The 17050-nt window shown below is 64.4% G+C and carries 14 protein-coding genes; 7 read left to right on the top strand and 7 right to left on the bottom strand.

The window, feature by feature from the left end:
* Positions 1-9: 9 nt before the first annotated feature.
* On the bottom strand, positions 10-918 hold the full coding sequence (locus PCJ49_RS24750; RefSeq protein WP_269910470.1) for an AraC family transcriptional regulator: 909 nt from the start codon (positions 916-918) through the stop codon (positions 10-12).
* Between the two features lie 266 nt (positions 919-1184).
* On the opposite strand from PCJ49_RS24750, the gene PCJ49_RS08060 reads away from it, so the two are divergent.
* Genes PCJ49_RS08060 through PCJ49_RS08045 form a run of 4 tightly spaced genes read left to right on the top strand, consistent with a single transcriptional unit; the run spans position 1185 to position 8160 of the window.
* Positions 1185-2441, top strand: coding sequence for an NHLP bacteriocin system secretion protein (locus PCJ49_RS08060; protein WP_269910469.1), 1257 nt, complete (start codon positions 1185-1187; stop codon positions 2439-2441).
* Complete coding sequence (locus PCJ49_RS08055) at positions 2438-4651, top strand: NHLP family bacteriocin export ABC transporter peptidase/permease/ATPase subunit (RefSeq protein ID WP_269910468.1); 2214 nt, start codon at positions 2438-2440, stop codon at positions 4649-4651. Before PCJ49_RS08060 ends, PCJ49_RS08055 begins: the two co-directional genes overlap by 4 nt.
* Complete coding sequence (locus tag PCJ49_RS08050; protein ID WP_269910467.1) at positions 4648-7575, top strand: NHLP bacteriocin export ABC transporter permease/ATPase subunit; 2928 nt, start codon at positions 4648-4650, stop codon at positions 7573-7575. The genes PCJ49_RS08055 and PCJ49_RS08050 overlap by 4 nt, the downstream gene beginning before the upstream one ends.
* A 45-nt stretch (positions 7576-7620) precedes the next feature.
* Positions 7621-8160 carry a cyclic nucleotide-binding domain-containing protein gene (locus tag PCJ49_RS08045; RefSeq protein WP_269910466.1) on the top strand — a complete coding sequence of 180 codons (540 nt, stop codon included), beginning with the start codon at positions 7621-7623 and terminating at the stop codon, positions 8158-8160.
* 3 nt (positions 8161-8163) lie between these two features.
* Here PCJ49_RS08045 and mobA read toward each other — a convergent pair whose 3' ends face one another.
* A complete protein-coding gene (mobA, locus tag PCJ49_RS08040; RefSeq protein ID WP_269910465.1) occupies positions 8164-8808 on the bottom strand; it encodes a molybdenum cofactor guanylyltransferase MobA in 645 nt (214 codons plus the stop codon).
* Between the two features lie 192 nt (positions 8809-9000).
* On the opposite strand from mobA, the gene PCJ49_RS08035 reads away from it, so the two are divergent.
* Positions 9001-11028: an SAM-dependent methyltransferase gene (locus PCJ49_RS08035; protein ID WP_269910464.1), complete on the top strand. Its 2028-nt coding sequence runs from the start codon at positions 9001-9003 to the stop codon at positions 11026-11028.
* Between the two features lie 416 nt (positions 11029-11444).
* Here the strand turns inward: PCJ49_RS08035 and PCJ49_RS08030 are convergent, their stop codons facing one another.
* Positions 11445-11654: a hypothetical protein gene (locus PCJ49_RS08030; RefSeq protein WP_269910516.1), complete on the bottom strand. Its 210-nt coding sequence runs from the start codon at positions 11652-11654 to the stop codon at positions 11445-11447.
* A gap of 252 nt (positions 11655-11906) precedes the next feature.
* Here PCJ49_RS08030 and PCJ49_RS08025 point away from each other — a divergent pair, with 252 nt between their 5' ends.
* Positions 11907-14060 carry an ATP-binding protein gene (locus PCJ49_RS08025; protein WP_347710426.1) on the top strand — a complete coding sequence of 718 codons (2154 nt, stop codon included), beginning with the start codon at positions 11907-11909 and terminating at the stop codon, positions 14058-14060.
* Between the two features lie 15 nt (positions 14061-14075).
* Here PCJ49_RS08025 and PCJ49_RS08020 read toward each other — a convergent pair whose 3' ends face one another.
* The 4 genes from PCJ49_RS08020 to PCJ49_RS08005 all read right to left on the bottom strand — a co-directional run bounded on the left by PCJ49_RS08020 (position 14076) and on the right by PCJ49_RS08005 (position 15803).
* Positions 14076-14228: a hypothetical protein gene (locus PCJ49_RS08020; RefSeq protein ID WP_269910463.1), complete on the bottom strand. Its 153-nt coding sequence runs from the start codon at positions 14226-14228 to the stop codon at positions 14076-14078.
* Positions 14229-14582: 354 nt separating this feature from the next.
* Positions 14583-14729: a hypothetical protein gene (locus PCJ49_RS08015; protein ID WP_160106134.1), complete on the bottom strand. Its 147-nt coding sequence runs from the start codon at positions 14727-14729 to the stop codon at positions 14583-14585.
* Positions 14730-14774: 45 nt separating this feature from the next.
* Entirely contained in the window at positions 14775-14939 is a 165-nt protein-coding gene (locus PCJ49_RS08010; protein WP_160106132.1) for a hypothetical protein, read from the bottom strand.
* Between the two features lie 162 nt (positions 14940-15101).
* Positions 15102-15803 carry a transporter substrate-binding domain-containing protein gene (locus PCJ49_RS08005; RefSeq protein WP_269910462.1) on the bottom strand — a complete coding sequence of 234 codons (702 nt, stop codon included), beginning with the start codon at positions 15801-15803 and terminating at the stop codon, positions 15102-15104.
* A gap of 228 nt (positions 15804-16031) precedes the next feature.
* On the opposite strand from PCJ49_RS08005, the gene PCJ49_RS08000 reads away from it, so the two are divergent.
* Positions 16032-16901: a S49 family peptidase gene (locus PCJ49_RS08000; RefSeq protein WP_269910461.1), complete on the top strand. Its 870-nt coding sequence runs from the start codon at positions 16032-16034 to the stop codon at positions 16899-16901.
* The last annotated feature ends 149 nt before the right edge of the window (positions 16902-17050 follow it).

Below are 17050 nucleotides of genomic sequence, written 5' to 3'. Positions count from 1 at the left end.
CCCCGCCCCCTATTCCTCCGCCCCGCCATTCTGGTGCCGGCGGGGCGGTTCACCGAAATGGTTGCGGTAGGCGGTGATAAAGTTGTTCACGTGGGTATAGCCCACCTGCCAGGCGATGGTCTTCAGCGGCAACTGGTCATCGAACAGCAATTGCCGACCCTTTTCCAGCCGGGCATTGCGCAGACATTCAAAGACCGTGGCACCGTAAAGCGCGCGGAACCCCTCGTTCAGCCGTTTCTCGTTCAGCCCGGCGGCACCGGCCAATTGGCGCAGGGAGGGGGGCTTGGCCAGATCGGCCAGCAACATGCCATGCGCCGCCATGATCTGCGCCTGTTCGCGGCGTGACAATCCATGATGGTCAATGGCCGGCTGCTGCAACTCCGCCATGGCCAGCGCCAGATATTCCAGCCCCTTGGCGTGCAGCATCACATCGCGCAGGGGGGGCGCCTCCGACGTGGTTTCCAGCATCCGGTCCACCACGCGCAGGCACTGGTTGCCGGCGGGGCGGCTGTCCAGGCCCTGGGCGGCATCGGCCCCCAGGGTGCGCATCAGCGGCGCATCAATATGCAGCATGGCCCCGCGCACCGCCTCGCCCGCGCAAACGGACAGCAGCGGGCCGTCGCCCTGATGGGGCAGGTGGTGCAGATGGCCGGCCGGCAGTGGCCCGTTGCCCCCGCCCTGCGTCAACAGCACCTGGCCTTGCACCAGCGCCAGCAGATGACATGCCCCACCCGTATCGCCGGTGGGCGGGTTGGGGGCGATTTCGGCGGCCGTCGCCGCTGTGAAATCCAGCAGGGTGACGGAAAGGCCCGGACGCAGGCCAAGATTTTCCAGCCGCCCGTCCAGGCGGCCGGTTGCCAGCATCAACCCGCAAAGGGACGGTGCAACACCGTCACCGATCAACCAAGTCTGATCCACCCGGTCAGCCCCGTCCTTGTCCGATCTAAAAACCGATCTCCCGGGGCCATGGGCGGCAAATTGGTTAACGCCACCCCATCCCGTGCCGCCATTAACCGGCTGGCGACCCCTGGCAGCAAGCCGCTAACACACAAGTTCAACCACCATTGAGGAAGGGGGCTTGTTAACCTTTCTGGGGGGTACTGCCCCTTCCATCGCACCGCCGCATCATGTTTGGTAGCCATTAAGAAACCGCCCCGCGGGCGGCAGGATGTAGGACGCGCGTAATGTCGGTGCAGATATTCCGGAAGGCGGCGCTGGATCGGATCGCCTCGCCCGAACAGTTGGACCTTGCCTGCGGCATTGTTGATATCCGCGCGCGTGTTGCTCTGGGCGGGCTGCTGCTGGCGGCGGCGGCGGTGATCGGCTGGGGATTCGCCGGCACCATCCCCACCGAAGCTCCCGGCCAGGGGTTGTTGGTGACGCAAGGTGGCCGCGTGCTGCCGGCCATGGCCAGTGCCAGCGGCACGCTGGCCGGGGTGCGCGTGGCCGTGGGCGACATGGTGACGGAAGGCCAGCCCCTGGCCAGCCTGACCCAGCCGGAAACCGACCTGTCGTTGAAGAACGCCCGTGCGCAATTGGCCGAAAAGCAGGCGGAACTGGATAAGCGCACCCAGGGTCTGGCGGGGGAGGCGGATGTCCGCCGCCGCAACCTGGACCAGCGCCGCACCGCCCTGAACCAGGCCGCCGACAGCGCCATGAGCCGTATCCGCTTCCTGGAACAGCAACTGGCAGGCCGGCGCGACCTGTTGAAACAGGGCTATGTCACCGCCGCCCAGGTGCAGGAGGTGCAGCAGGCGCTGGAGGAGGCGCAGCGCACCCTGGCGGAAAACCGCGCCGAACAGATCAATCTGGATGCCCAGACGGTCCAGATGAAAATGGAGCAGGAGCGGGAGCGCACCCAACTGGAAACCGGCATCGCCGACCTGAAGCGCCGCATCGGGGAGCTGGAATTGCAGTTGCAAACCACCTCTGTCGTGCGGGCCCCGGCCAGCGGGCGGGTGACAGAGGTGAAGGTGGGCCAGGGCACCCTGATTTCCGCCGGCACGCCGGTGGTGAATGTGGAAAGCACCGGCCAGTCGCTGCAAGCGGTGCTGTACATCCCCACCGCCGACGGCAAGCGCGTGGCACCGGGGATGGAGGTGCGCATCGCCCCCGCCATGGTGAAGAAGGAGGAATTCGGCACCCTGTTGGGCCGGGTTTCCAGCATCTCCGCCTATCCCGCCACCGAAGGCGGCATGGCCGCCGTGGTGCAGAATGAAGGGCTGGTGCGGGAATTCGCCAAGAAGGGCGCGCCCTATGAGGCGCGGGTGGACCTGATCCCGGCGGATACGCCATCGGGCTTTCGCTGGACCTCCGGCCAGGGGCCGGATATCGCGCTGACCAGCGGCACGCTGGTGGCCGCCGAAATCACCGTGCGCCGCCAGCGCCCGGTGGAACTGGTGCTGCCCTTCTTCCGCAAGCTGCTGGGCACCGAACCGTGAGCCAGTCGCCGGAGAAACAGCCAGCGCCGGACAAGGCAGCGGCCAAGCGCAAGCCCGGTGCCCGCCGCGCCAGGGTGCCCACCATCCTGCAGATGGAATCGGTGGAATGCGGGGCGGCCTGTCTGGCCATGGTGCTGGCCCATCATGGGCTGTGGGTGCCGCTGGAGGAATTGCGCCTGGCCTGTGGCGTCTCGCGCGACGGGTCCAAGGCCTCCAACCTGCTGCGGGCGGCCCGTACCTTTGGCTTCACCGCCAAGGGTTTCCGGAAAGAGCCGGCGCAACTGCCGGACCTGCCGGTGCCCGCCATCATCCATTGGAACTTCAACCATTATGTGGTGCTGGAAGGCATCCGCGATGGCTGGGCCTATATCAACGATCCGGCATCCGGCCCGCGCCGGCTGCCGCTGGGGGAACTGGACGAGGCGTTCACCGGCGTGGTGCTGGCCTTCAGCCCCAATGAGAGCTTCCGCCCCGGCGGCCAGCGCCCCCGTATCTGGGACCAGATCAAGGGGCATCTGACCCATTCGTGGGGGCCGCTGGCGGTGATTGCCGGCTTTTCCATGCTGCTGGTGCTGCCGGGCATTGTGCTGCCGGGCCTGTCCAAGACCTTCATTGATGCCGTGCTGGTGAACCAGCGGCAGGATTGGGTGGCCCCGCTCTGCCTGGGCGTGGCGCTGGCCGGCACCATGCAGGGGCTGCTGACCTATTTCCAGCAGCGGCAATTGACCCTGTTGCGCACCAAGCTGGCTTTGACCCTGGCCACGCGCTACCTGTTCAATCTGCTGGCCCGGCCCATGCATTTCTTCAACCAGCGCATGGCGGGCGATCTGGCCAACCGGGCGGCGGCGGTGGATCAGGTGGCCGAACTGCTGTCGGGCAGCCTGGCCACCAATATCTTCAACCTGACCGCCGTGCTTTTCTATGGCCTGGCCATGGCCGCCTATGACCCGCTGCTGGCCTTGATCGCCGTGGCGCTGGTGCTGGGCAATATCACCGTGCTGAAACTGGCTGAACGCCGCCGGGTGGACCTCAGCCGAAACCGCGCGGCGGAGGAAGGCAAGCTGATGGGTGCCACCGCCATGCTGATCGGCGGGATTGAAAGCATCAAGGTCGGCGGGCTGGAAGGCGATATTTTCGGTAAATGGAGCGGTTATCAGGCCCGCCTGCTGGCCACCGGTCAGGCGCTGGGCCGGCTGGATGTATCGCTGGGGGTGATCCCCACATTGCTGACGGCCCTGTCCACCGCCGCCCTGCTGGGGGTTGGCGGCTGGCGGGTGATTGATGGCAGCCTGACCGTGGGATCGCTGGTGGCGATTCAGGCGCTGATGGTCAGCTTCACCACGCCGATCAACGGGCTGGTCACTCTGGCCGGACAGTTGCAGACCATCCGCGGCGATCTGGACCGCATCGCCGATGTGGTGGGGGCTGGCAGCACTGTGGCCGTGGCCGAACCGGCCCGGCCCCTTGCCGCCTTGCCGGAACGGCTGTCGGGCCGGCTGGAACTGCGCGACATTTCCTTTGGCTACAGCCCGTGTGACCCGCCTTTGGTGGAAGATCTGTCCTTGGTGGTGGAGCCGGGGCGGCGCGTGGCGCTGGTCGGGGCGTCGGGCAGCGGTAAATCCACCGTGGGCCGCATGGTCTGCCGCCTGTTGCGCCCCTGGGGTGGGGCGATTTTGATCGATGGGGTGGCGCTGGATGATATCCCGCCCGACCTGTTCGCCCAGACGGTGGCCTATGTCGATCAGGATGTCTTTCTGTTCGGCGGCACGGTGCGCGACAACCTGACCCTGTGGGATGCCACCGTGCCGGAAGCCGCCCTGACCCAGGCGCTGAAGGATGCGGAAATCCACGCCGAAATCAGCCTGCGCCCCGGCCATTATGACAGCGCGGTGCTGGAAGGTGGCCTGAATTTCTCCGGCGGGCAGCGCCAGCGGCTGGAAATTGCCCGCGCCCTGCTGCGCGATCCGGCCATTCTGGTGCTGGATGAGGCGACGGCGGCGCTGGACCCGGTGACGGAAAAAGCCATCGACGACAATATCCGCCGCCGGGGTTGCACCTGCCTGATCATTGCCCACCGGCTGTCCACCATCCGCGACTGTGACGAGATTATCGTGCTGGAACGCGGGCGGGTGGTGCAGCGCGGTAACCATGCTTCCCTGGTGGCCGAAGGTGGCCCCTATGCCGCCCTGTTGAATGCGGAGGGTGCATGAGCATCCCATCTTCCCGCCCGCTGGACCCCGTTTCCCGCGTCGCCCGCCTGCCGCAGCCGCTGCGCGCCGATCAGCCCTTGTGCCTGGGGGAGATGGCGGAGCCGCTGCGCGTGGTGGCCGGCTTTGTTGATCTGTTCGCCGTGGCGATGCGGGACGGCCGGCATGTCGGTCGCCGCCGCGCTGTGGCCCGCCTGTCCGCCGGGGATTGTTTCTGGCCGGTGCCGCGCGCCCTGGATGAACGCGGGGATGGCTTGGGCCTGATCGCCGTGGGCGGGCTGGGCGCGCAGGTGGAAGCGCTGGGCGATGCGCCGGCGCTGGCCGATATCGACCATTGGCTGCGCGCCATCCTGCCGCCGGCCCCACCGCCGGCCAAGACCGCCAGCATCCTGGCCCCTGGCCGGCATGATCTGGCGGCGGGGGACGTCGCCGCTATCCAGCCCGGCCGGGGCTGCCTGTGGCTGGTGCGGGAAGAAGGGTTGCTTTCCCTGCCCGATGGGACGGGGCTGCGCGATGTGCCGGTGCCGCTGGTGGCGGGGCGCTGGGTCTCCGCCGATGGCACGGCGCGCATTGCGCTGCGCACCAGCCGGGAACTGGCCGATACCGGGTTGCTGGCCCCCGCCTTGGCGGCCGCCCATGCCGCCCTGCCGCGCCAGATTGCCCAGGCATTGGATGCGCGTGCCGCAGATGAAACGGCCCAGGCCCGCCAGCGGGGCGAACTGTCCCGCCAGGGCATGGAAGCGGCGTTTGGCACGCTGGTGGACCTGATCCAGCCCGGCAGCCGGCTGGCCGCCCCGGAACGGGTTATGCCGGGTTGGGAGGCGGGCGCCCTGGTCCGCCGCATCGCCCATTCGCTGGGGCTGGAGCTGCCAACAACTGCCCATGCCGGCAAGGATGGCCACCCGCCCGATCTGGCCCAGGCGCTGGCCGCCGCCCGGCTGCGCCAGCGTGGCGTGCTGCTGCGGCTGGGCTGGTGGCAGCAGACGGGCCTGCCCATGGTGGCGCGGCTGGCCGAGGGGGACCGCCCCGTCGCCCTGCTGCCGCAGGGCAATGGCTATGTGCTGTGGGATGCGCTGGCCGGCACATCGCAGCCGGTGGATGCCGCCTTGGCGGAAAAGCTGAACCCGCAGGCCCAGGCGATCTATGCCGCCCTGCCATCGCGCCCGGTGGGGCTGGGCGACATGATCCGCCTGGGCCTGCATGGCACCGGGCGCGAACGGCTGGCCATTGCGCTGCTGGCGCTGGGCGTGGCGCTGATCGGCCTGCTGACGCCGGTGGCCAGTGGCCTGATCGTGGACAAGATCGTGCCCACGGCGGCGGGCGATCAGCTTTTCCTGCTGGTGCTGGCCCTGGTGGTGGCGGCCATCAGTTCGGCCGCCCTGGATTACAGCAAAAGCCATGCGGTGCTGCGGCTGCAAAGCGGCATCGACCTGAAAATGCACGCCGCCGTAATCGACCGGCTGCTGCGGCTGCCGGCGGGGTTCTTCAAACGTTATACGGTGGGCGATCTGGCCGACCGCGCCATGGGCATCGCCACCATCCGGGAGATGCTGGCCGGTGCTGCCCTGTCCAGCCTGCTGGGCGGGGTGATGTCGCTGGTCAGCTTGGGCATGTTGTTCTTCTATTCGGTGAAGCTGGCCCTGGTGGCCTTGCTGCTGGTGGCCCTGTCCTTGTCGGTGACGGTGGGGTTAAGCCTGCTGCAATTGCGCCATGAACGGCAGGAGGCGCGCACCCGTGGCATTGCCGAAGGGCTGGTGCTGCAATTCATCACCGGGGTCGCCAAGCTGAAGGTGGCGGCGGCGGTGGACCGCGCCATCATGTTCTGGATGCGCCGCTATGGCGCGCAACGCCGCTTCGATATTGCCGGCCAGCGGCTGGCCCGGATGCAGACCGTGTTCCAGGCGGCCTTTGGTCCGCTTTCCACCGTGGCGCTGATGGCCGGCGTGGTACTGATCGCCAAGGGCGTGATGGCCGAACAGGCGGTGCAGGCCCTGGCGGGGGTGGAGGGGGGTGGCGGTGCCACCGCCATGCAGGCCGGTGGCTTCATCGCCTTTTTCACGGCCTTCGGCCAGTTCCAGGGGGCGATGACCCAATTGGTGGGCACGCTGACCCGGCTGCTGGGGGTGTTCCCCATCTGGGAACGGTCGCGCCCCTTGCTGGAAAGCCCGCTGGATGATGTGGCCGATGGGGAGGATGCCGGGCGGCTGGGCGGCGGGGTGGAGTTTTCCGGCGTCAGCTTCAGCTATGCGCCCGATCTGCCGCCGGTGCTGGATAATTTGTCCTTCAGCATCCGGCCGGGGGAATTTGTCGCCATTGTCGGCCCGTCCGGCGGGGGCAAATCCACCATCCTGCGCCTGCTGCTGGGGCTGGACCGGCCCCAGGCGGGCGAGTTGTTCTTCGATGGCCGCCCGATGAGCCGGCTGACGCCCGACAGCGTGCGCCGGCAGATCGGCACCGTGCTGCAGAATGGGCGGCTGATGGGCGGCTCCATCCTGGACAATATCGTCGGTGCCTCTGCTGCTCGGCTGGAAGATGCCTGGGCGGCGGCGCGTCAGGTCGATCTGGCCGATGATATCAAGGCCATGCCGATGGGGATGCATACGGTGCTGACGGAGGGCGGGGGCACCCTGTCCGGCGGGCAGCGCCAGCGCCTGATGATCGCCCGCGCCCTGGTGCGCCAGCCCCGCCTGCTGCTGCTGGATGAGGCGACCAGCGCCTTGGACAACCGCACCCAGGCCGCCGTGATGCGGTCCCTGGAAAAGCTGGATGTGACGCGGGTGATGATCGCCCACCGGCTTTCCACCATCGAACGGGTGGACCGCATCCTGGTGATTGAACGCGGTCGGCTGGTGGAACAGGGCCGTTTCGCCGACCTGATCGCCCAGGATGGCGTCTTCGCCGCACTGGCCCGTCGACAGATGCTGTGACGAGACCCGTTCCCCCGAACCCCATCACATTGGTAAGGAAATCCCATGCGCAAGGTGCTCTATATCCTGGGTCAGCTGGACGATATGGATGTGGATTGGATGGCCCGCCATGGCCGCCGCCGCATGGTGGCGCCCGGTGATCTGCTGGTGCGGCAGGGGGAGCCCTCGCCACACCTGTTCATCGTGCTGGATGGCCGCATGGAGGTGACGGTGAAAGGCATCGGCCCCGTCGCCAGCCTGGGCGCAGGCGAGATTATCGGCGAACTCTCCTTCGTCGACAGCGCCCCGCCCTCGGCCTCCGTTGCCGCCGCCACGGCGGGGGCGGTGCTGATGCTGGAAAAGCAGTTGCTGGCGCGGGAATTGGCCCGCGATACCGGCTTTGCCATGCGCTTTTACCGCGCCATCGCCCTGTTCCTGGCCGACCGGTTGCGCAGCACCGTGCGCCGCATGGGCTATGGCGAAGGGGCGGCGCTGGATGAAAACGAAGTCCAGGGGGATGAGCTGGATGAGGGGCTGCTGGATACCGTCTCGCTGGCGGGCGACCGGTTCGACCGGCTGCTGAAAACCCTGTCGCAGGCCGCGTAACCCTCAGTTCCCCGGATGGACAGCCAGCAGCCGCTCTGCGGCGGCCAGATCGTCCGGGGTGTTCACGTTCAGAAACGGGTCCAGCGGCGTGTCCGGCCAGTCGACAAAGGTCGGCCGGTGCCGGGCCGCCCATTGGCCGACCCGGCGCTGCCCTTCCACCAGCAGGGCGACGCGCAGATCCTGGCACAGGCTGACCGGCCACAGGCCGACCACCGGATGGCTGTGTGCGCTGCTATCGGCCGCCGCCGTGCGCGCCAGCGCCACCCCATCGCCCGCCGCCAGCGCCAGCCGGCTGACCAGATCGTGCGGCAGAAAGGGGCAATCGGCCGGCACGCTGAGAACATGCCGGGCGGCCGGCTGCATCCGCGCTGCCCATTCCAGCACCGCCAGCAGGCCGGCCAGCGGCCCCGGCTGGTTCGGTGCCGTATCGGGCACCACTGGCAGCCCCTGCAGTTCCGCAATCCCGGCAAAGCGGGCCGGATCGCCATTGGCATTCAGCACCAGTCGGCCCACCTGCGGGGCCAGCCGGCGGACGACATGGGCCAGCAGGGGGCGACCGGCCAGGTCGGTCAACGGCTTGTCGCCCCCCAACCGCCGCCCCTGCCCGCCGGCCAGGATGGCCCCGATGATGCCTGCTTCCGCCACCATTTTCCCTCTCCCCCCGTGTCCGCGCGATTTTACGACATTCTTGTTAAGGCTGTGGGCAAAACGCACTCTCTCTAATTTACCGACATGCGAAATGGTTAAGAATACGCTAAAGTCGTACCGCCTTTGGCCAAGGGCGCCAGGGGCCCGCACCATCCACACCACAGCCATATCGTACGCAGGGGAAACAGGAACATGCCTAATTCCATCGACGTGTCGAAGCCGCTCGCCGCCGGCCTTTCCCACGGTAGCCTCACCGTGGTCGGCACCGGTATCCGGTCCATTGCCCACATGACCCAGGAAGCGATCGGCCATATCCGGGAGGCTGACGCGGTTTTCTATGCGGTTCCAGATGGTGTGACGGCGGCTTTCATCCGCGATCTCAACCCCAGCGCCTATAATCTCTCCCTGCATTATGGGGAAGACAAGCGTCGCCTGGTGACCTATGTGCAGATGGCTGAGGTGATCCTGCGCGCGGTGCGCCAGGGCAAGCGCGTGGCGGCGGTTTTCTATGGCCATCCCGGCTATTTTGTTTCCCCCGCCCGCCGCGCGCTGAATATTGCCCGCAAGGAAGGGCATCATACGGAAATGCTGCCCGGCATTTCCTCCACCGATTACCTGTTCTCCGACCTGCGCATCGACCCGTCTGTCCATGGCTGCCAGATCCTGGAAGCCTCCGACATGATGCTGCGCGGGCGTCCGGTGGTCACCTCCAGCCATGTCGTGCTGCTGCAGGTCGGCTCCTTCGGCGATGTCACCTATTCCGCCAAGGGGTTCAAGCGCAACAAGCGCGAAATTCTGTTCGAACACCTGATCGACCTCTATGGCGAGGATCATCCGAGCTATCATTATGTCGGCGCCACCTTCCCCGGTCTGGACAGCCAGATCGTCCGGCGCCCGCTGAAGGCCTACCGTGACCCGGCGGTGCGCGCCTCTGTGCACCCGGTCAGCACCCTGTACCTGCCGCCCAAGGAGTTCCTGCCCGTCAACCCGGTGATGGCTGAAAAGCTGGGCATGGCCAAGGCCATCGATCAGGCCAAGGCCCGCGCGGCAGGGCGTCCGGTGGGTGATTACGGCCCGTTCGAGCTGGAGGCTGTGGCGCGCCTGGACCGCGAACCGCTGGGCGGCCGCCTGCGGGAAACGCCCAAGGCGCTTTACCGTGTGCTGGCCCAGCTGGCCAGCAACCCGACGGCGGCAGAGGCCTTCCGCAAGGAACCGAAAACCTATGTGTCGTTGTTCGGCGGGCTGACGGATGCCGAAAAGCAGGCCCTGGCCCAGCGCAAGGCGTCGGCCCTTCATGCGGCCGCCTTGCAGGTTGATCTGGCCCCCGCCCTGCCATCGGCGGCGGATGACATCCCCAGCAATGGCAACAGCCTGCGGGGCGATACGCTGACGGGCGCGCTGGAAGCCAGCGCTGCAATGTCAGTATCCATCCCCACCGGCCAGTCCCTTGGCACCATTCGGGCCGACGCTTCTGAGGAAGTCGATGCTTCCGAGGAGGTTGATGCCGCTGAGGAAGTCGATGCTTCCGAGGAGGTTGATGCCGCTGAGGAAGTCGATCCGTCCGAGGAGGTTGATGCCGCTGAGGAAGTCGATCCGTCCGAGGAGGTTGATGCCGCTGAGGAAGTCGATCCGTCCGAGGAGGTTGATGCCGCTGAGGAAGTCGATGCTTCCGAGGAGGTCGATGCCGCTGAGGAGGTCGATGCTTCCGAGGAGGTTGACGCCTCTGAAGAGGTCGATCCCTCTGAGGCAGTTGATGCTGCGACGTCAGCATCCCTCTCGGCTGGTCAGTTCCTTGGCCCCATTCAGGGCGATGCGGCTGAGGAGGTTGACCCCTCTGAGGAAGTCGATCCGTCCGAGGAGGTTGACCCCTCTGAGGAAGTCGATCCGTCTGAGGAGGTTGATCCCTCTGAGGAAGTCGATCCGTCTGAGGAGGTTGACCCCTCTGAGGAAGTCGATCCGTCCGAGGAGGTTGACGCTTCTGAGGAAGTCGATCCGTCCGAGGAGGTTGACGCTTCTGAGGAAGTCGATCCGTCTGAGGAGGTTGACGCTTCTGAGGAAGTCGATCCGTCCGAGGAGGTTGACGCTTCTGAGGAAGTCGATCCGTCCGAGGAGGTTGACGCTTCTGAGGAAGTCGATCCGTCCGAGGAGGTTGATGCTTCTGAGGAAGTCGATCCGTCTGAAGAGGTTGATGCCTCAGAAAGCGTTAAAACATCCTTGTGAGGTGAAGCCCTTCACGCATCAGATTGATTTGAGTTAGTATAATCGCGGTACCATGGGTCACCGTCCGGTAACCCATGGTACCCCATGAAGGATGATTTTCGACGGCTTCTGGGTGTTGGGTTGGGCGTCGATCAATGACCGGGTGCGCGACGATGCTCTGGAAAATGGAAAATAAAATAGAATATTTCGGGGCAGTAGAAAAAATAGATCTCTTGGTGAATTTGCGAAAGCAAAAATCTGCAAAGGAAAATTCGCTCTCTATTGATATGCAATATGCTTGGTATGTCAGGCAGAGTGACAGCGATACTGCTTTAAAAATTGCCAGAAATTTCATAGAAGCGGCACGGATTGAGGATTTTTCCTCTGAATCCAGCTATTTTTCTCTGAAAGGGCGGGCCTTCCTGATCCAGGCAGAGCTATGCCGATTGATGGCCGAGCTTGATCTGGCGGCACAGCATTGTCACGCCGCGCTGCAGCTTTTTGCCCAAGCCGATGATCTGCTCGGGCAGGGGGATGCCTGCCAGGGGCTGGCCGATCTGTCCCTTGTGCGTGGCAGCATGGAAGAGGTGTATGATCTGCTGGAGAAATCCGCCGCCCATTATGAGGGGGCTGGCGCTGATCGCCATCGCGCCATGTGCCTTGCCCGGATCATTTTGGAAAAACAATATGAAAAGGCAAACAATTCTGTAGATTCAGCGGCTTTTGTTTCTAAATACTCCAGCTTCGACAACAATGAAATTGCGGCCATATATTACAAGACATTTCAGGGTGTGGTTCATTTTCAAGGTGGGGATTTTCCTGCTGCGATAAAATGTTTAAGTATCGCCCTTGATGTTGCGTTGCAACATGCTGCAACCATGACGGCGATCCAAATATCGATGAGTATCGGTGCCGCCTACGCCAATCTTTATGACCTTCCCGCTGCGATGGAGTGGAAGGAGAAAGCCTATGCGCTGGCAAAGAAAACCCGTTGGCCGATGGCGATCGGGACAAGTTTGGCTTCCATGGCGGAAACAACCATCAGCCTGAAGCAGTATGAAAAGGCACAGACTTACTTTGAAGAGGCGATACCCTATATTGAAAGGCTGAACAATACCCGCCGTCACGCCATTGCTTACAATGCCTATGGGGAGCTTTTTCTGGAAATCGGGCAGCCTGATCAGGCTGTATTGCAGTTTGAAAAGGCAAGGGCCGTTGCCGATCTGATCAATCAGATTGATGTCCGGCTCTCCGGCCTCATCGGTTATGCCCTTGCCTCGCATCAGCTGGGTTTCAATGATCGCGCGATTGACGCCATCAAGCAGGCCGTCGATCAGGCAGAGAAGTCAAACTACACTTATCATTTGATCAAGTCATACAAGGTGCTGGCCAGGATCCAGCGTCACCTGCATAAACCCAACGTATTGGTGGCGATTTCAACCCTGGAATCAGCGGTGGAACTGGCGGATAGCCTGAAGCAATTTACTTTGCAGTCCGACATTCTGACGGAACTGGCCCGCGATTACGAAGCCATTGGTGATTATCAGAAGGCGCTGTACTATGAACGCCGGGCGCGGGACAGCTGGCAGCGCAATTTTGACCAGCAGAACGGCGCCCGTATCCTGGCCATGCAAGTCCGGTTCGATACGGCCCGCGCCAAGGCGGATGCGGAACATCACCGGGAATTGGCCCGGTCGGAGGCGGCCCGCGCCACGGCCCTGGATGAGGCCAACCAGATTCTGGAGCGGTTGGGGCAGGTCGGGCAGGAAATCACCGCCAAGCTGGATTATGAAGGCGTCTTCCAGACGATCTATGGCCATATCAAGGAATTGATGCCGGCGGATTTTCTCTCCATCGGGCTGGTGGATGAGGATCGGCAGATTGTCGATGTCCGCTATCGGGTGGAGGATGGCCAGCGGCTGGGCCCCCGTCAGGTGGCGCTTTCGGCCGACAGTCTGGTGGCGCTTTGTGCGCGGGAAAACCGGGAGGTGCTGTCGCGGAGCCAGGATGGCCGGCCGCCGACCCAGGTACCGGGCACCCGGGCGATGCATACGGTGCTGGTGCGGCCCTTGACCATTGGGGACCGGGTGCTGGGCGTCATTTCAGTGCAAAGCGACCAGACGGACGCTTATGGCCAGCGGGAACGGCGGATTTTCAGCACGCTTTGCGCCTACAGCGCCATCGCCCTGTCCAATGCGGAGACCTATGACCAGCTGGAACGGGCGGTCGGCGATCTGCGGGAGGCGCTGCACCGGCTGGTCCAGCAGGAAAAGATGGCGGCGCTGGGTCAGCTGGTGGCCGGTGTGGCGCATGAGGTGAACACGCCACTGGGCGTCACCCTGTCCGCCATATCACTGTTGCACGACAATATCCAAAACTTGCAGGAATCACTCAGCAATGGCGGCCTTACCCGCTCTAGCCTGACCGAACATCTGCAGACCGGGCTGGAACTGTCATCGCTGGCCCAGCGCAATGTCGTGCGCGCCTCTGACATGATCCGCAGCTTCAAGGAGGTCGCGGTTGATCGCGGCAGCGATGACCGCCGCGTCTTTGATCTGGGGGATTACTTGCGCGAAATCGCCAATCTGATGAAGGCCAAGCTGACTGGCAGCGGCAGCCAGATCAGCCTGGATATCGACCTGATCCAGATGGATACCTATCCCGGCGCCCTGGCACAGACCATCACCAACCTGTTGGCCAATGTGGCTGATCATGCCTATGGCCCGGATCGCGCCGGCCCCATCCGGGTCCAGGCGCGCCAGACCGGCAATGACAAGGTGGAAATCACCGTGGCGGATGAGGGGGAAGGCATGGCGGCGGAAGTGCTGGCCCATGTCTTCGATCCGTTCTTCACCACCAACCGGGCCGCCGGCCATATGGGGCTCGGCCTGCATGTCGCCTATAATCAGGTGACCCAACGATTGGGCGGAAGCATCCATCTGCACAGTGAACCGGGATGCGGAACGGTGGCGACCATCCGCATCCCGCGGGAACTGCCGATCTTTGGCCGCAGCCGCGCCATCCCTGTGGCTGAAGCGTCCGTGGTGTTCTGAGGCTTGAAGTGGATTTTACAGCATCACCAGGCTGATGCAGGTGGTCAGGGCGGCGGCGATGGCCAGCATCACCAGCGCTTCGGCGCGGTCGGTGGGGGTGGGCATCAGCTGCATGAAGCTGGCGAACAGGCCGGGCTCTTCATCCGTGGTGGCAGGCTTGACGGTCATGGGTTCCTCCTTGGCTGATTTATTCTGCGACAGGTGGGAAGCGACCTGATGCCGGCCTGGGCTGTCGGGCCGGCGCGCCCCGGCAACCAGGGGCGCACACCATCACCATGCCCGCCGGCGGCTGCCAGCACGGGAAAGGGGATTGGTTTGTAAAACTGGGGAACAGCAGTAATCGTTTCAGGTGATACGATTACAACAGAAGATGCCGATTCTGGCAATATATACGAAGAGAGGGGGTGCGGCGGCTGGACGCAAGGCCATTCCCCCTGTCCGGCGTCGGTTCCGGTTCTGCCGGCCACCGACGGGGCCGCCCCAGGCGGGCGGGCTTGACAGGTTGCGCCAATGGCGCGGCAATCACAGCATCAGGTTCAGCAGCAGGGTCAAGGTGGCGGCGGTGCCCAGCAGGCCGACCATTTCCACCAGTTCGCCCAGCGTCGGGGCGGCATGGTGCAGGCTGTCAAATAGGCCGGGTTCTTCGTGGTTGATCGTCTGGTCGGTCATGATTCTGGTTCCGTCTGTAAGGGGGGCTGTCGGCGAAGAGGGGGATCAGAGCAGGAAGTTGATGCCGAAGGTCACCAGGGCGGCGGTGCTCAGCAGGGCCACGGCTTCCACCAGCTCCAGGCTGGTGGGCAGGGAGGCCAGCAGGCCGGTCAACAGGCCCTCGCTGGCATCATGGGCGATCGTGGCGGCGGTTTCGGTCAGGTTGGTCATTGTCGGCTCCATCGGGTTTGTTTCGATGAACCTACTGTAGCAAAGACCGTGCCAAGTGCTTTTTTGGCATATTACGGAAAATACATACAGAGAACAATTAAGTGATATTTTATTTTGTCGCCTTATTGCCACTTTGTCGCCGCAACAGCCAATCGCGGCCGGTTAATAGCCACCCTCATAGCGCAACAGCAGCCTGTCCATGCTGCCGTCGGCGCGCATCTCACCGATGGCCCGGCTGAAGGACTCGATCAGCGCCCCGCTGCAATCGCGTGAACAGGCCAGATAGACATCATCACTCTGGATCGGCCGGCCCAGCAGCAGCGGTTCCGGCCGCTTGGCCTGTTGCCAGCGCCAGATGGTTTCGGGGGAGCTGTTCAGCCAGGCCTGGGCCCGGCCGCTGACCAGCAGGTCGATCTCCCGTTCACCCACCTTGACCGACAGAATCAGCTCGGGCGGATAGCCGGCGCTGCGCAGCAACTGTTCCTGTGCTGTGCCGGCCCCCACCAGAATGACCCGCCTTTCCGCCAGGGCATCGGCCAGACTGTCCACCGGCCTGTCCAAGGTGGCCAGCGTGCGCTCCACCCGGTAGAGCGGGGTGATCCAGCGATAACGATCTTCCCGCTCCGGCGTGCGGGCCAGCGGGGTGATCAGCAGGTCGCGGCCGGTGGCCACCTGTTCCTGTGCCCGGCGCCAGGGGATGAACGCGAATTGCGGGGTGATCCCGGCGCGGCGGGCGGCCTCTTGTGTGATTTCCAGCGTCAATCCCGGCCGGTCCGGGTTGCTGCTGGAAAGCGGCATGGCCTCCACACTCATCACGGTGACGCTGCTGGGGGGTGTCGCTGCCAACGCCGTGGGCCAAAACATCAGGGAAACCAGCAGACTCGCGGCCAGCCGGCACCAAGCTGTAGCAAAGGGCGCGTGTAAGTGATCGATAACCATTTGGTATAAGGTGCGCTCAATACATCTTCTCGTCAAACAACCTTCACTGCACTTTTGTATAGAGTCTCTCCCTGATCGGCTCTACCCCACCGTGTCCGACTTTGCCCCTTCCGTAATCGACCGGTTGCCCCCATCTATAAGGCAGCTTCCTCCGTGAAAGGCCCTTGTACCCCCATGCTGTTCCGCCGCATCGCCAAGTTCGCCGGGGCCGACCTGCCGCCCATCGTTTCCGCCATCCGCCTGTCGGGCGTCATTGCCGCCTCAGCGGTGGGGCGCCGGGGCCTGTCGTTGGAGACGCTGGCAGAGCCGATTGAGCGCGCCTTTGCCCTGCCGGATGTCTCCGCCGTGGCGCTGATCATCAATTCGCCGGGCGGGTCGCCGGTGCAATCGGCCCTGATCGCTGGGCGAATCCGTCAATTGTCGGCAGAAAAATCCGTGCCCGTACTGGCCTTTGTGGAGGATGTGGCGGCATCCGGCGGTTATTGGCTGGCCTGCGCGGCGGATGAGATTGTGGCCGATCCCGCCTCCATCGTCGGGTCGATCGGCGTCATCTCCGCCGGCTTTGGCTTTCAGCACGCCATTGCCAAGCTGGGGGTGGAACGGCGGGTCTATACGTCGGGCACCTCCAAATCCATGCTGGACCCGTTCCAGCCGGAAAAGCCGGAGGATGTGGCCCATCTGAAAGGCTTGCAGGAAGAGGTGCATGACGGCTTCCGCCAATGGGTGCGCGCCCGCCGTGGCGCGCGGCTGGAGGGGCAGGATACGGCAGCTTTGTTCAGCGGCGCCTTCTGGTCGGGTGCGCGGGCTAAGGAACTGGGGCTGGTGGACCGGCTGGGCGATATGCGCTCCACCCTGCGCGAACGGTTCGGGGAAAAGGTGCGCATTCATGTGGTCAACCCCACGCGCCGGCCGGGGCTGGGCCGTTTCATCGGGTTGGACAGCCGGGCACTCTCGGCCGATCTGGCCGATGGGCTGATCGATGCGGCCGAACAGCGTTCCATCTATGCCCGCTTCGGGCTTTAATAATCAGTACCGGGTTACGATTGAGTTTCACTCAATCGTAACCCGGTTGGCGCATTGAGCGCCCGCGGGCTCGTGCCCGCGCAAGCCAAGCCAACGGATGTTGGCGCCGGCGATTGAGGGTCTTGATCAGAACCGAGAGGTTCTGATCA

It is taken from the genome of Niveispirillum sp. BGYR6 (assembly GCF_027568365.1).
In the GTDB taxonomy this organism is placed as follows: Bacteria; Pseudomonadota; Alphaproteobacteria; order Azospirillales; family Azospirillaceae; genus Niveispirillum.
Note: the sequence above shows the minus strand (reverse complement) of the source record. Positions and strands in the feature narration are given on the sequence as shown.

Bases quoted from the DNA above. Each gene is read 5' to 3' on its own strand.
- PCJ49_RS08060 (WP_269910469.1), top strand. From the start codon at position 1,185: ATGTCGGTGCAGATATTCCGGAAGGCGGCGCTGGATCGGATCGCCTCG.
- PCJ49_RS08050 (WP_269910467.1), top strand. From the start codon at position 4,648: ATGAGCATCCCATCTTCCCGCCCGCTGGACCCCGTTTCCCGCGTCGCC.
- PCJ49_RS08045 (WP_269910466.1), top strand. From the start codon at position 7,621: ATGCGCAAGGTGCTCTATATCCTGGGTCAGCTGGACGATATGGATGTG.
- mobA (WP_269910465.1), bottom strand. From the start codon at position 8,808: ATGGTGGCGGAAGCAGGCATCATCGGGGCCATCCTGGCCGGCGGGCAG.
- PCJ49_RS08035 (WP_269910464.1), top strand. From the start codon at position 9,001: ATGCCTAATTCCATCGACGTGTCGAAGCCGCTCGCCGCCGGCCTTTCC.
- PCJ49_RS08030 (WP_269910516.1), bottom strand. From the start codon at position 11,654: ATGGCGATCAGCGCCAGCCCCCTCATAATGGGCGGCGGATTTCTCCAG.
- PCJ49_RS08025 (WP_347710426.1), top strand. From the start codon at position 11,907: ATGAGTATCGGTGCCGCCTACGCCAATCTTTATGACCTTCCCGCTGCG.
- PCJ49_RS08020 (WP_269910463.1), bottom strand. From the start codon at position 14,228: ATGACCGTCAAGCCTGCCACCACGGATGAAGAGCCCGGCCTGTTCGCC.
- PCJ49_RS08015 (WP_160106134.1), bottom strand. From the start codon at position 14,729: ATGACCGACCAGACGATCAACCACGAAGAACCCGGCCTATTTGACAGC.
- PCJ49_RS08010 (WP_160106132.1), bottom strand. From the start codon at position 14,939: ATGACCAACCTGACCGAAACCGCCGCCACGATCGCCCATGATGCCAGC.
- PCJ49_RS08005 (WP_269910462.1), bottom strand. From the start codon at position 15,803: ATGTTTTGGCCCACGGCGTTGGCAGCGACACCCCCCAGCAGCGTCACC.